Raw genomic sequence first — 12,536 nt, 5'->3', positions numbered from 1 at the left:
TTCACGGCCATGAGTTCTGTCGTGCACGCTGTCACTTTCGACTGCAAGGACCCCTACACCCTGGCGCGGTTCTGGTCGGAGGTGACCGGATGGCCGCTTGGTGACGACGACAGCCCCGGTGACCCGGAGGCCGTGGTGCTGCCGCCGAAGGACAGTGGCGGCACTCCGCTGCTGTTCATCGCCGTGCCGGAGGGCAAGTCCGTCAAGAACCGGATCCACCTGGACCTCCAGCCCGTCGACCGTTCCCGGGAGGCGGAGGTGGAGCGCCTGCTGGAGCTGGGCGCCACACTCGTCGACGATCGCCGTCGCCCGGACGGCACCGGCTGGGCGGTCATGCACGACCCGGAGGGCAACGAGTTCTGCGTCGAGCGCAGTGCTGCGGAGCGTGCCCGGCAGTCGGGCTGACGCCACTGGGCGACGACCGCGCCGACTGCCGCAGCAGTCCGGCCGGACGGCCCGCGTGGTGGTCGGCCCGTGTCGCCCGGTCCGCGCCGGAGTTCCGGTTCGATCAGCGTTCGAGCCCGGCCGCGCTCAGTGGAGGGTGACGCCGAACAGGTCGCGAAGGGCGTTGGCCCCGGGCGGGGTCACCCGGAGGGCGCGGCCGGTGCCGATGGGTTCGAGCCAGCCGGTGTCCATCGCGTGCGCGCGCAACGCTGCGCCGAGGACGCCGGCGAGGTGGGGGCGGCGTTCCGTCCAGTCGAGGCAGCTGCGGACCAGCGGGCGGGAGCCGCGGCGCATCCTGTCCAGGTCGATTCCGATGCCGGCCAGCCACGTGCGGCCCGAAGCGGGCACGGCCAGACCGCCGTCCTCCGTGACGACGCCGCGTGCCAAGAGGGCATCCGCGAGGGCGACGCCGAGGCCACCGGCGAGGTGGTCGTAGCAGGTCCGGGCACGAGCCTCGGCGCTGCGGCGGACGCTTTCGCGCAGGTTGCGCGGTGCGGGTGCGGAGGACGACTCCGACGCGAACGCGGCCATGTCCTCGACCAGCGCGGCGGTGCCGGGCCCGGCCAGCCGCAGGTAGCGGTGACGGCCCTGGCGCTCCTCGACCAGCAGACCCCCTGCCACCAGCCGGGTCAGCTGCTCGCTCGCCGTAGACGCCACGACGCCCACCTGGTGGGCCAGTTCGCTCGCGGTCCAGGCGCGGCCGTCCAGCAGGGCGAGGCAGATCGCGGCGCGGGTGGGGTCGGCCAGGAGCCCGGCGAGCCGAGCCAGAGGTTGCGCGGACATGGGCCCATCATGCCCCGGCCACGGTTCGGCGGGCACCGAAGCATCCCGCGCCTAGCGTGGCCCGCATGACGATCTCCGACCCGTCCGCTCGCTCGTCCCGTGTCCCCGGGTACCTCGACGGTCGTGCCGTGCTCGACCAGCCGCTGCTGGTCCCCGAGCCCGCCGCCGACGCTGCGGAAGCGCCCGCAGGCTCACTGGCCTGGCTGCGCGCCACTGTCGCGCGCTTCACCGGAGACGCACAGGCGCACGCCCGTCGGCGTGCCCACGCGATGGTCCAGCTCGCCCGCCTGGACCCGCGCGAACTTCGCTGGGCAGCCGCCGGCTCGGCGGTCGGCGCGGACGACCGGCACACCGTCGTGCGCATCCTGGCCGACCAACTGGGCCTCCCGGACCCGGAGGCCGTGGCCGACGCAGTCCTGACGGTCTCCGCCGGATACTTCTGCGGCGACCTGACGCCCGCTCAGGTGAAGGCTGCCGACGAAGCCGTCGCGTCGCTGCTCACCCGAACCGCCCGGAAGGACAGCGCGGAGGACCTGGAGGCCGCCGCCCAGGGGATCGGGCTGTTGGTGCAGGCGTGCGATGCGACCGCCCGACTGGTCGAACACGCCCGCCGGGCCACCCCGGACGGACTCCCACCAGGTGACACGGACGCCCTCCTCGCCGAGGTGCTGCGGCAGGACCCGCCGGTGACCGCGCTGCGCCGACGAGCGCTGGCCGACGTCCGAGTGGGCGGGCTGGACCTCCGGGCCGGGGAGGTGGTGGTGATCGACGTCATCGCCGCAGGGTCGGACGTCTCCGCCGGCGGTGACCAGTCCGATTCGGACCCCGGCACCGATCCGGCCACTCTCGCCTTCGGCTCGGGGCCGCACCGGTGCCCGGGCCAGGCCCAGGCGCTGGCGCTCGCGACCGGGCTGCTGGAGCGTGACAACCCGGCCAGGCAGGTCACCGAAGCGGTCGCCCGGGTGCTGGACCTCGCCGCGACCTGGACCGCCTGGGACGGGCGGCCGCTGGCGGTGGACGACCGCGTCTACACACCGCACAAGGCGATCCGCCGGGTCGCCGACCATCTGGTGGACCACCTGGCCGAGTTGGAGGCCCGCCTGGCCGGCCGGGAGCCGCAGCCGGACCACTGGCACGCATCGGCGACCACCACACCGGCCGACCTCGCGCCGTTCACCCCGGAGGACCTCGACGAGGCGCGCAGCCGCCTGGTCCGGCTCGGCAGGGTCTGGGCCGACCGCCTCGGGGCGCTGAGCGACGCGCAGTTGGACCGCTCGCCCGGAGCGGGCTGGTCCTTCCGGCTGCTCGCCGCGCACGTCGCAGGCTCGCTGGACTACTACGCCGGGGCCGTCGGCCGACTCGGCGCCGCCGACCTTGAGGAGCAGGTATGAGCACGGCCGGCGCTTCCGCCGCCCTCGCCTTCCGCGAACTGCACCACCGCCCCGGCGCGCCGTTGTTGCTGCCGAACGCCTGGGACCACGCCTCCGCGGCCGCGCTGACCGCGGCCGGCTTCGCCGCCGTCGGCACCACCAGCCTGGGTGTCGCCGCCGCGGCCGGGCTGCCGGACGGCGCCGGACAGACCCGCGCCGAGACACTCCGGCTCGCGCACCGGATCGGCAGCCGGCCCTTCCTCCTCTCCGTCGACATCGAGGGCGGTTTCAGCGACGACCCGGCCGAGGTCGCCGACCTCGCGGTCGAACTCGCCGAGGCGGGCGCGGTCGGCGTCAATCTGGAGGACGGCCGCGCCGACGGCAGCCTCACCGCGCCGCACCTGCACGCGGCGAAGATCACCGCGGTCAAGGCAGCCGTGCCCTGGCTGTTCGTCAACGCCCGCACCGACACCCACTGGCTGGGCGGCGGACGCGACTCGGAGACGGCGTCCCGCCTGTCCGCTTACCAGGACGCGGGCGCGGACGCGGTCTTCGTGCCGGGGCTGGCCGATCCGGCGTCCATCGCGGTGGCGGTGGGCGCGACCGCCCTGCCGCTCAACGTCCTTGCCACGCCGGACGGTCCTTCGCTGACCCGTCTGGCCGAACTCGGTGTGCGCCGGGTCAGTCTCGGCTCGCTTCTGTTCCGGCTCGCCCTCGGTGCGGCCGTGGACACCGCCGCCCGCCTGCGCGCGAACGGTGTGTTCCCGCAGACGTCCCCGGTCCCGGGCTACGCCGCGGTGCAGGCCCTTGCCTCCTCCGGGAGCTGACGATCCGACAGGTACCAGCGCATCGGTCAGGCCGGCGACCGCGATTGCCTCGGGCCCGGGACGGTGCCGTCGTCACCGTAGTGAAGAGGCGGGCGTCCGGACCCAGTGACCGCGGCCGCCGGTTGTTGTTCCGGCAGGCACTCGTCCCGTGCTCGGCTCCTGGCCTGCGGGCCCTCGGCGCGGCCGAGTGAACGGCCTGACGGTGGAGGCCGCGCACTGGTCCACCGCTCCGCCCGGAACCGGACGCTGACCGCGTGCCGCAACCTCGGCGGCAGCTTCGCCAGCGTCCACGACGCACGCGCCGGACCGCCTTTGACGGACCGTCGGGTCCTCCCGGGGAGTCCGCTGGGCCGCCCTCGACGACCCGCCGCACGTTCCGTTGTTCAGCAAGTCACTGCCTTGTCGCCCTCGTCCTCGGCTTCGGGCAGCGGCACCGTTGCGACCATGCGGGCTGCCTCCGGCGGTGCGTCGGCGACCTCGGTCAGCGCGTACATACGCGTTCGCAGCACCAACGTGCCGAACGCGGCGGCGAGTCCCGCGCCGAGGGTGGCGGTCCACAGGACGCCCGGGCCGAGGTCGGTGTAGACGACGACGCCGAGCGTCAGCGAGGTGCAGCGCGCCACGCCCCACACCCAGCCGAACGCGCCCTGGTAGCGGCCGCGTGCGTGGGCCGGGGCGAGGTTGGCCACCGTGGCCGCGGCGATTCCGGAAGCCGCCGCCTCGCCGACGGACCACAGCAGTACCGTCAGCGCGAAGGCGAGGGGGCTACGGGCGGCACCGGTGAGCGCCACGCCGGAGACGATCAGCACGCTCGCCCCGACCTGGACCGGCAGTTGCGGGAACCGTGCCAGCCGGGCCGTCGCCATCGGCTGCAGGACCACCACGACCACCGCGTTCACCGCCGCCATCGCGCCGTAGACCGCCGGGGACAGCCCCGCGTCGCGGATCGCGAGGGGGAGGACCGACTCCGTCAGCGAGTAGACGAAGAGGCTGACCCCGAACAGGCCGAGCAGCGACAGCAGCAGACGGTCCCTGAGCACCACGCCGTAGCCGACCCCGTCGGCGTCACTGGTCGCCCCGCCTGGTCGGGCCGCGGACTGCCGGTCCCGGGGCAGCAGCGCGAGGACGACCGCGGCGTAGCCGAGGGCCGTGCCCGCGTCCACGGCGAACAGCAGCCAGTAGCCGTGTGCCGCAAGGAAGCCGCCGAGCACACCGGCCACGGCCGTGCCCAGGTTGATGCCCCAGCCGAACAGGCCGTAGGCGGCCTGACGGCGGTCCGCCTCGACGGAGTCGGCCATCAGGGCGTAGGCCGCGGGCGACACGGTGGCCCCGGACGTGCTCAGCAGCAGGGCCGCGCCGGACATGGTGACCGGGCCGGGTGCGAGGTACAGGGCGCCCTGGGCGGCGGCTGTGCCCAGCAGACCGACCAGCATGGTCGTCCGCCGGCCGATGCCGTCCGCGAGCAGGCCGCCGAGTGCGGGGCCGAGCAGGTTGCCCACGCCCAGGGCACCCAGCACCCACGGGATGTCACGGGTGCTCACCCCGCGCGAACCGAGGTAGAAGACGAGGAACGGCGTGACGACGTAGCCGAGCCGGTTGACCATGGTTCCGGCGAAGAGGGTCCAGACCGGGCGGGGGAGGCCCAGGTAGACCGAGCGCAGCGATGACATGGCGTCAGCTTGCGCTGCTCGCCGGGAGCGGGCCCAGTGATTAAGCTCAGGCTTAATCGACGTCACGGAGGGGGCGCACGTCATGGTGGGCGCCGAACTCGCTTTCACCGCGGGGGACCTTGCCCGGATCCGCTTCGCCGTCTCCCCGATGTGGGAGGTGGTCACCAGCTACCGGTCCCTGCGGCACAGCGCCGTCTACCACCGCCCGTGGGCGGAGCAGGTGGCCCCGAGGGTGCGGGAGGCCGGGCTCGACCGGGGCTGGCTCGCCGCTCTCGTCCCCGCCACCGGGTACCTCGCGGACTTTCTCAACCCGACGCCGGGCGTCGCCTTTCCGGAGCTCGCCGTGGAGCTTGACGCGATCCGGGGCGCCGACCCCGAGCGCGTCGCAGTGGAGTTGGGGATGCTGGCTGCCGAGAACCCGCTGCCCCGGCGGCTGGAGCGGGTCCGGCCCGAGCAGCTCGCTGAGCTGGTTGCCGTCGAGATCGAGACGTACTGGGAGCTGGCGCTGGCCCCGTACTGGGCGCGGATTCGGCGACTGCTGGAGGCGGACGTGTTCCACCGGGCCCGGCAGGCGGCCGAGCACGGCACCGCTCACGTGCTCAACGAGCTACACGAGAGCGTGAGTTGGGACGAGAACAGCCTGCGCCTGGTGCAGCGGCAGTGCCGGGTCGAGCGCGGCGCGGCGGGGGCGGGCCTGCTGCTGGTGCCGTCGGCGTTCGCCTGGCCGTCGGTGCTGACCCGCGTCGTGCCGCCGGACCCGCCGCAACTCGCCTATCCGGCACGGGGGATCGGCACCCTCTGGGAGTCGCGGTCGAAGGCTCCGGCGGCTGCCGTCGCGGCGGTCCTGGGACGCTCGCGGGCGCTGCTGCTCACCGAGCTGGACGCCCCCGCGTCGACGACGGAACTCGCCCGGCGGGCGGGACTGACCGCGGCGGGGGTGTCCCAGCACCTGACCGCGCTGCGGGCGGCCGGGCTGGTGAGCGCGCATCGGGCAGGCAGGTCCGTGCTGTACGCCCGCACGGAGGTGGGTAACGCCCTGCTGGTGCCGAGCGGAGGCTGACGAGGCGTCACTCCGCCCTCGCCGACACCTCCGTCAGGGGCTTGAGCGGCATCGTCAGGGGTGTTGAAGGGGCGTGGCTACCGCCTCGTGGACGAGGCGTTCGGCGATCTGCCGGACCTTTGTCCGTTGGTGCGTGCTGCGCTGGGCAAGTTCCTTGAACGCGGTCTCGGCGTCGTAGCCGTGGCGGGCCATCAGGATTCCTTTGGCCTGTTCGATGACGCCTCGGGTTGCCAGTGCGGCCCGTAGCTGGGCGTTCTCCTGCCGCAGAACGCCATCGCCCACTTCTTCCAGGGCTGCGACTTCCTCGCGGAGTTGACGCAGCGTTCCCTCCAGTGTGAGGACCAGCGCCTGAGCCATTCCCAGCGCTGCCGATGCGCTGATGACGCGGTCGGCATCTACTACCCCCGGATCCACCATGTTCTCATGATGGGGCGGCGACCCGGGGTTGATGAGACTGCAAATTGAAGGTTAACAGCGAGTTTACAGATCGTCGGGCCCACCCATTCGTCCCGGCCGGGGCTCGTCGCCTCAGTGGTCGCATGCGCCTCAGCATGTTCATTTTGGTGAACAACTCGTGACTTACTGGCAAAGCAAGCATGTCTTGTGCTCTGCTAGCTTCCATGAGTCCGTCACATGAAGCGTGACGGAGCGTCAGGCACCAAGCAGCGGTGCCTTCGCCCAGGGGGAAATCACTCGACCCCCGCCTGCGTCAGGCGGCAGGAGCAATCCGCACTGCCGGCGCCGTTCCCGATCACCTTTTCTTGAACGCGCTTTTCGCGGCTGCATTCCTGGACGTCCACCGGACGCCATGTCTGCTTTGCGCTGCCCAGGTCCTGTTCGGGCCTCGGCATGAGGGGGTAGGTATTCGTGCATTCCATCGACCCTGAAGTCGACACAAACACAGGGACCGCGCTCGAGAAGGACGGCGAGGCCGCCGGAGAAGAACGGCTTCCCGCACTCACCGTCGTCATTCCCGCCCGGAACGAGCAGGAGAACATCACCGCGCTGCTCGAACGGCTCGCCCCGGCGCTCGTACCGCTCCGGGCGGAGATCCTGTTCGTCGATGACAGCGACGACGACACCACCGCGGTCATCGAGTGCGCCGCGGTCCTGAGTCCCGTGCCGGTCCGCTGGATCCACCGCTCGCTCGCCGAGCGATCCGGCGGCCTGGGAAGCGCGGTACTCGCCGGCGCCTCGGCGGCCTGCAGCGAGTGGGTGCTGGTCATGGACGCGGATCTGCAGCACCCGCCGGAGGCCGCCGTGCGGCTCGCCGCCACGGCGCTCCGGCACGACGTCGACATCGTGATCGGCACCCGCTACGCCGGCACCGGCAGCACGGGGGAGGGCCTGGCCGCGCCGGGCCGCTCACTCGTGTCCTCCTGGTCCAACCGCCTGGTCAAGGCCGCCTTCCCGCGCCGGCTCGCGACCGTCACCGACCCGATGAGCGGGCTGTTCGCCTTCCGTCGCAGCACGGTCGACCTGCGCCGGATGCAGCCGCGCGGCTTCAAGGTCCTACTGGAGCTGCTGCTGCGCAACCCCTCCGCGCGCGTCGCCGAACTGGCCTACGTGTTCGAGCCCCGTCATGCCGGCCAGACCAAGGCGTCGCTGCGCCAGGGCGCCACCTTCCTGCGCCAGGTGGTTCGGCTGCGCCGCCAGCGACTCGTCGGACAACTCCGCAGCGGGACCCCGACCGGCAGGGAGCGTCTGCGACAGGCATGGCGGATGCTGGCCTTCGGCCTCGTCGGCACGACCGGCATCCTCGTGAACACCGGCGCCCTGTGGGGCCTGGCCCACCTCCTCGGCCTGCACAACCTGGTCGCCGCGGCCTTCGCCACCCAGGCGTCCACCCTGTGGAACTGGGCCCTGGTCGAGGTACTCGTCTACCGTGGGCGGGGCAGTGGCTCGGCGGCCGGCCGGGGCGTGCGCTTCCTGCTGATGAACAACGCGCTGATGCTGCTGCGACTGCCCTTCATCGCGCTGCTGATGCGGGCCGACCTCGGCGTCTACAGCGCCAACGCGCTGACCCTGGTGGCTCTTTTCGCGCTGCGGTTCCTGCTGTCGGACCGGGTGATCTACGCCGCGACGGGCCCCGAGGGCGGCCGGGACCCGGTGCAACTGCTGGTCGACCCGGCCGCCGAGGCCACGCCGTCCGCCGAGCGGCAGCAGCCGCAGACCCGCAGGCGCTCCCACTACCTGGCCTACCGCTACGACGTCGCGGGGACCGTCACCATCGGCTCGCAGATCCGACTGCCGGAACTGGAGTTCTTCCGCGCGGGATGGGTCGACGACGAGGACGTGGACATCGCCGTCCGGGTGGGCGACGTCGGCCCGCGCCGTCCGCGCCGACGTGCCGCGCTCACCGAGAACGGGAGCAGCGACAAGGTCCTGAGGTACGAGGAGCACCTCGGCCGTTTCGGGGCGAACTTCAGTGTAGAGCTGGGCAGTTCGATCGAGATCGTGGTCGGTCCGCTGCTCGCCCGATCGCCGCACGTGGTGTACACCAACATCGTCGAGGCCCTGCTGCGCTACGTGCTGGTGTCCCGGGGCCGGATGCTGCTGCACTCCGCCTGCATCGAACTCGACGGCACCGGCGTCATGCTCTCCGCCTACACCGACACCGGAAAGACCGCGACGGTCCTGCGCCTGCTGCGCGAGCACGGCGGCCGGTTCCTGTCCGACGACATGACCGTCGTCGACGCCGAGGGCAACGCGGTCTGCTTCCCCAAGCCGCTCACCATCAGCGCGCACACCCTGCGCGCTGTCCAGGCCGACGAACTGACCCGGAAGGAGTGGCGGCGGCTGCGGCTGCAGAGCCGGCTGCACTCCAAGGGCGGCCGTTCCATAGCCCTGCGGCTGGCCCGGTTCAACCTCCCCATCATGGGCATCAACGCGCTCACCCAGATGCTCGTGCCGCCGCCGAAGTACAGCGTCGACCGGCTGGTGCCGTGCAGACTGGGCAGTTCGACCCGGGTCGAGGAGCTGTTCATCATCCAGCGCGGCGCCCCGCGCCTGGCCGACCTCGGTTTCGCCGAGACGGTCGCCCAGATGCTCGCCAACACCGAGGACGCGTACGGCTTCCCGCCCTACCGCTACCTCGCCCCCGCCCTGACCATCGCCGGCCTTGATCACGCCGAGCTCAAGCGGCGCGAGCGGGAGATCCTGGAAGGCTTCCTGTCCGGTGTGCGGACCCGGGTCCTCGCCTCCGACAAGTTCGGCTGGGCGGACGAGATCCCGCGCCTGGTCCGCGGCGAACACCCCGCTGCGGAAGCCGGGGTGACGCCCCGTCAGCCCGTGGTCGGCTGGCCCTCGTGGCGCCGCGAGCAGCCGGCGGCCGCCGTATGATCCGAGCGCTGTACCTGACCCTCTACGCGCCGACCAGCCTCGTCCTGCTCGTCGTCGCGGGCACCACCCTCGCGTGGATGCTCGACTCCTGGCGCACGCCGCGGGCGGTCGGCCAGATGCCCTTCCCGCCGCCGGACCGTCCCCGCCTGTCCTTCTCCCTCCTCGTGCCCGCCCGGCACGAGGAGGCGGTGCTGGCCCACACGGTCCGCCGGCTGCTGCTGCAGGACCACCCCGACTTCGAGGTGCTGATCGTCGTCGGCCACGACGACCCCGGCACCACCCGGGTCGCCGAGATGCTCGCCGACGAGGACCCGCGGGTGCGCGTCGTCGTCGACCACAGCGTGCCCAAGAACAAGCCCAAGGGCCTCAACACCGCGCTGCCGCAGTGCCGGGGCGAGATCGTCGGCGTCTCCGACGCCGAGGACGAGGTCGCGCCCGCGCTGCTGCGCCACGTCGACACGCTCTTCCGCGCCGAGCAGGCCCATGTGGTGCAGGGCGGTGTGCAGTTGATGAACCTGCGCAGCAGCTGGTGGTCGCTGCGCAACTGCCTGGAGTACTTCTTCTGGTTCTCCAGCCGGCTGCACTACCACGCCCGCAACGGGTTCGTCCCGCTCGGCGGCAACACCGTCTTCCTCCGCGCCGACCTGCTGCGCGCGGCAGGCGGCTGGGACGCCGAGTGCCTGGCCGAGGACTGCGAGCTCGGCATCCGGCTCAGCACCGCCGGTGCCCGGGTCGCCGTCGCCTACAGCCCGGAGCTGGCCACCCGGGAGGAGACCCCGCCGACCCTGCGCGGCCTGGTCAAGCAGCGCACCCGGTGGAACCAGGGCTACCTGCAGGTGCTCAAGCGCGGCAGCTGGCGCGCACTGCCCACGGCAGGCCGGCGGCTGATGGCGCGTTACCTCCTGGCCATGCCGTACCTCCAGGCGCTCTCCGGCATTCTCGTGCCCGTCTCGCTGGTGGCCGTGCTGCTGCTGCGCGCGCCGGTGCCCTACGTCCTGATGACCTTCACGCCGCTCGCGCCGACCCTCACCGGACTCGTCGTCGAGGTCCTCGGACTGCACGAGTTCGGTCGCATGTACGGCATCGAGGTCCGGCTGCGGGACTACGCCAAGCTCGTCCTGGGCGCGGTGCCCTACCAGCTGCTGCTGTCCTTCGCCGCGCTGCGCGCCGCCGTGCGCGAGGTCAGGGGGGAGCGCGGCTGGGAGAAGACCGAGCACGTCGGAGCCCACCTCGCCCCCCAGGAGGCGAAGGCCGCGGCCTCCGTCCCGGTCGCAGTCAGGAGCAGCGCGGAATGACGACCTCACCACGGCCCGCACACGGGGACACCCTGACCGTCGCCCGTCCCGTCGTCCCGGACCGCCTGCCGCCGCTCGACCTGGACCTGGACCGGGCACCGGCACCCGCTCGCCGGCACCTGCGCGAGCGGCTCGCCCGGTTCGGCGAGGCGGTCCGCGGGCGCCGCGTCGACCTGCTGCTGATGCTCGTGCTGACCGCGGTGGCGGGCGTCGTCCACGCCTGGGGGATGTACGACTCCCCGGCGCGCTTCGATGACGAGGGCAGCTACACCGCCTACGCGTGGGCGGTGGAGTACCGGCACGTCCTGGGCCACTACACCTACTGGTACGCGCACCCGCCACTGGGCTGGATCCAGATCGCGCTGTGGACCTCCGTCACCGACGGCTTCCACCGCGCGCCCTACGCGGTCGCGGCAGCACGGGAGTTCATGTTCCTGTGCAAGCTGGTCTCGGTCCCGCTGCTGTACGCGCTCGCCGCCCGGCTCGGCTTCAGCCGGCTCGGCCGGGTGCTCGCCGTGCTGCTGTTCGCCCTCAGCCCGCTGGCCGTGTACTTCACCCGGGCCGCGCTGCTCGACAACATCGTCACCCCCTGGCTGCTCGCCTCCTTCTTCTTCGCGGCCTCGCCCCGGCGCAGCATCCGCGGCGCCGGCGCGTCCGCGGCCTGCTTCGCCATGGCGGTGCTGACCAAGGAGACCGCGCTGCTCTACCTCCCGGCCGTGGTGCTGCTGCTGTGGCAGTACAGCGACCGGCGCAACCGCAAGTTCCAACTCGGGCTCTTCGCCACCGTGTTCACCGTGCTCGTGAGCGCGTACCCGCTGTTCGCGCTGCTCCACAACGAGCTGCTCGTCGGTCCCGGCCACGTCAGCCTGCAGGGCGCGATCCAGTGGCAGCTGTTCGATCGCCGGGGCAGCGGCAGCATCTTCGACCCGCACAGCCTGGCCCGCACCGTGGTGCACAGCTGGATCGTGCAGGACCCCTGGCTGCCGCGACTCGTCCTCGTCACCCTGCTGCCCGCGCTGGTCCTGCGCCGCACCCGGGCCGTCGCGCTCGCCTTCGCCATCCAGGTCGTCCAGCTGCTGCGCGGGGGTTACCTGCCCTATCCCTACGTCATCGCGATGATCCCCTTCGCCGCGCTGTCGGCGGCCGGCGCCGTCGACTGGGTCTGGGACCAGGGCCGCCGGGGCCGGCTCGTCCGCCTCTACCGTCACCGGCCACGGGCGCGCTCCTACCGCCTCGCCTGGTCGGGCGCGGTGCTCGCGCTCGTCGGATGGCTCGGGGTGACGATCGGTCACGCGTGGCAGTACCCGCTGCGGGACCTGCGCACCCAGCACCGCGACGCGGGCAAGGCACAGGCTCTCGCCTGGGTCGAGAGCCACGTCCCGCACTCCGCCTACCTCGTCGTCGACGACAGCCTCTGGGTCGACCTGGTCCGCGCCGGTTTTCCGGCCTCCCACGTCATCTGGTTCACCAAGCTCGACGTGGACCCGGCGGTCAGACTGCCCACCGTGCCTCAGTGGGCGGGCATCAGCTACGTCGTCATCGACCAGCAGGACGACCTGTCCGTGCACCTGCAGAGCGACGGCAAGCCGTCCAGGGACACCTTGACCAGCTACCCCACCCTCGGCCGGGCCCTGGCCCACGTGAGTGCCGCCACGAGCTTCGGCAGTGGCCTGGACTCGATCACCGTCCGCAGGGTCGACCCCTACACCAACCCGACGACCTCGACCTCGCACGGGAAGCGGTGA

At 72.4% G+C, this 12,536-nt stretch carries 10 protein-coding genes; 7 read left to right on the top strand and 3 right to left on the bottom strand.

All coding sequences use genetic code 11. The annotated features are described in order from the left end of the window. Positions 1-9 precede the first annotated feature (9 nt). Positions 10-405, top strand: a complete 396-nt coding sequence (locus ACFP3V_RS16185) for a VOC family protein (protein ID WP_380583914.1) — start codon at positions 10-12, stop codon at positions 403-405. A gap of 126 nt (positions 406-531) precedes the next feature. On the opposite strand, the gene ACFP3V_RS16180 is transcribed toward ACFP3V_RS16185, so the two are convergent. Then, positions 532-1,227 (bottom strand): ArsR/SmtB family transcription factor, encoded by a 696-nt coding sequence (locus ACFP3V_RS16180; RefSeq protein ID WP_380583912.1) that lies wholly within the window; start codon positions 1,225-1,227, stop codon positions 532-534. 65 nt (positions 1,228-1,292) lie between these two features. On the opposite strand from ACFP3V_RS16180, the gene ACFP3V_RS16175 reads away from it, so the two are divergent. Together ACFP3V_RS16175 and ACFP3V_RS16170 are read left to right on the top strand one after the other, a co-directional pair. Then, complete coding sequence (locus ACFP3V_RS16175) at positions 1,293-2,618, top strand: hypothetical protein (protein WP_380583910.1); 1,326 nt, start codon at positions 1,293-1,295, stop codon at positions 2,616-2,618. Beyond that, positions 2,615-3,424, top strand: a complete 810-nt coding sequence (locus tag ACFP3V_RS16170) for an isocitrate lyase/PEP mutase family protein (RefSeq protein ID WP_380583908.1) — start codon at positions 2,615-2,617, stop codon at positions 3,422-3,424. The genes ACFP3V_RS16175 and ACFP3V_RS16170 overlap by 4 nt, the downstream gene beginning before the upstream one ends. Positions 3,425-3,807: 383 nt before the next feature. On the opposite strand, the gene ACFP3V_RS16165 is transcribed toward ACFP3V_RS16170, so the two are convergent. Next, positions 3,808-5,094 (bottom strand): MFS transporter, encoded by a 1,287-nt coding sequence (locus tag ACFP3V_RS16165; RefSeq protein WP_380583907.1) that lies wholly within the window; start codon positions 5,092-5,094, stop codon positions 3,808-3,810. 82 nt (positions 5,095-5,176) lie between these two features. Between ACFP3V_RS16165 and ACFP3V_RS16160 the strand changes: the two genes are divergently transcribed. Then, complete coding sequence (locus tag ACFP3V_RS16160) at positions 5,177-6,154, top strand: ArsR/SmtB family transcription factor (protein ID WP_380583905.1); 978 nt, start codon at positions 5,177-5,179, stop codon at positions 6,152-6,154. A gap of 54 nt (positions 6,155-6,208) precedes the next feature. On the opposite strand, the gene ACFP3V_RS16155 is transcribed toward ACFP3V_RS16160, so the two are convergent. Next, positions 6,209-6,571 (bottom strand): ANTAR domain-containing response regulator, encoded by a 363-nt coding sequence (locus ACFP3V_RS16155; RefSeq protein WP_380583903.1) that lies wholly within the window; start codon positions 6,569-6,571, stop codon positions 6,209-6,211. 450 nt (positions 6,572-7,021) lie between these two features. Here ACFP3V_RS16155 and ACFP3V_RS16150 point away from each other — a divergent pair, with 450 nt between their 5' ends. The 3 genes from ACFP3V_RS16150 to ACFP3V_RS16140 are packed head-to-tail and all read left to right on the top strand — an operon-like array spanning position 7,022 to position 12,536. Then, complete coding sequence (locus ACFP3V_RS16150; RefSeq protein ID WP_380583901.1) at positions 7,022-9,496, top strand: glycosyltransferase; 2,475 nt, start codon at positions 7,022-7,024, stop codon at positions 9,494-9,496. After that, positions 9,493-10,791 (top strand): glycosyltransferase, encoded by a 1,299-nt coding sequence (locus ACFP3V_RS16145; RefSeq protein WP_380583899.1) that lies wholly within the window; start codon positions 9,493-9,495, stop codon positions 10,789-10,791. The genes ACFP3V_RS16150 and ACFP3V_RS16145 overlap by 4 nt, the downstream gene beginning before the upstream one ends. Continuing rightward, the gene (locus tag ACFP3V_RS16140; RefSeq protein WP_380583897.1) at positions 10,788-12,536 is read left to right on the top strand and encodes an ArnT family glycosyltransferase; all 1,749 of its coding nucleotides are present in this window, start codon (positions 10,788-10,790) and stop codon (positions 12,534-12,536) included. Before ACFP3V_RS16145 ends, ACFP3V_RS16140 begins: the two co-directional genes overlap by 4 nt.

Origin of the sequence: Streptacidiphilus monticola (assembly GCF_042658505.1) — a bacterium.
Classification (GTDB): Bacteria; Actinomycetota; Actinomycetes; order Streptomycetales; family Streptomycetaceae; genus Streptacidiphilus; species Streptacidiphilus monticola.
This window is presented reverse-complemented; position numbering and strand designations above follow the sequence as displayed.

What these genes read in the sequence shown, in the direction of transcription:
- ACFP3V_RS16185 (WP_380583914.1), top strand. Translation starts at nt 10, where the DNA reads ATGAGTTCTGTCGTGCACGCTGTCACTTTCGACTGCAAGGACCCCTAC.
- ACFP3V_RS16180 (WP_380583912.1), bottom strand. Translation starts at nt 1,227, where the DNA reads ATGTCCGCGCAACCTCTGGCTCGGCTCGCCGGGCTCCTGGCCGACCCC.
- ACFP3V_RS16175 (WP_380583910.1), top strand. Translation starts at nt 1,293, where the DNA reads ATGACGATCTCCGACCCGTCCGCTCGCTCGTCCCGTGTCCCCGGGTAC.
- ACFP3V_RS16170 (WP_380583908.1), top strand. Translation starts at nt 2,615, where the DNA reads ATGAGCACGGCCGGCGCTTCCGCCGCCCTCGCCTTCCGCGAACTGCAC.
- ACFP3V_RS16165 (WP_380583907.1), bottom strand. Translation starts at nt 5,094, where the DNA reads ATGTCATCGCTGCGCTCGGTCTACCTGGGCCTCCCCCGCCCGGTCTGG.
- ACFP3V_RS16160 (WP_380583905.1), top strand. Translation starts at nt 5,177, where the DNA reads ATGGTGGGCGCCGAACTCGCTTTCACCGCGGGGGACCTTGCCCGGATC.
- ACFP3V_RS16155 (WP_380583903.1), bottom strand. Translation starts at nt 6,571, where the DNA reads ATGGTGGATCCGGGGGTAGTAGATGCCGACCGCGTCATCAGCGCATCG.
- ACFP3V_RS16145 (WP_380583899.1), top strand. Translation starts at nt 9,493, where the DNA reads ATGATCCGAGCGCTGTACCTGACCCTCTACGCGCCGACCAGCCTCGTC.
- ACFP3V_RS16140 (WP_380583897.1), top strand. Translation starts at nt 10,788, where the DNA reads ATGACGACCTCACCACGGCCCGCACACGGGGACACCCTGACCGTCGCC.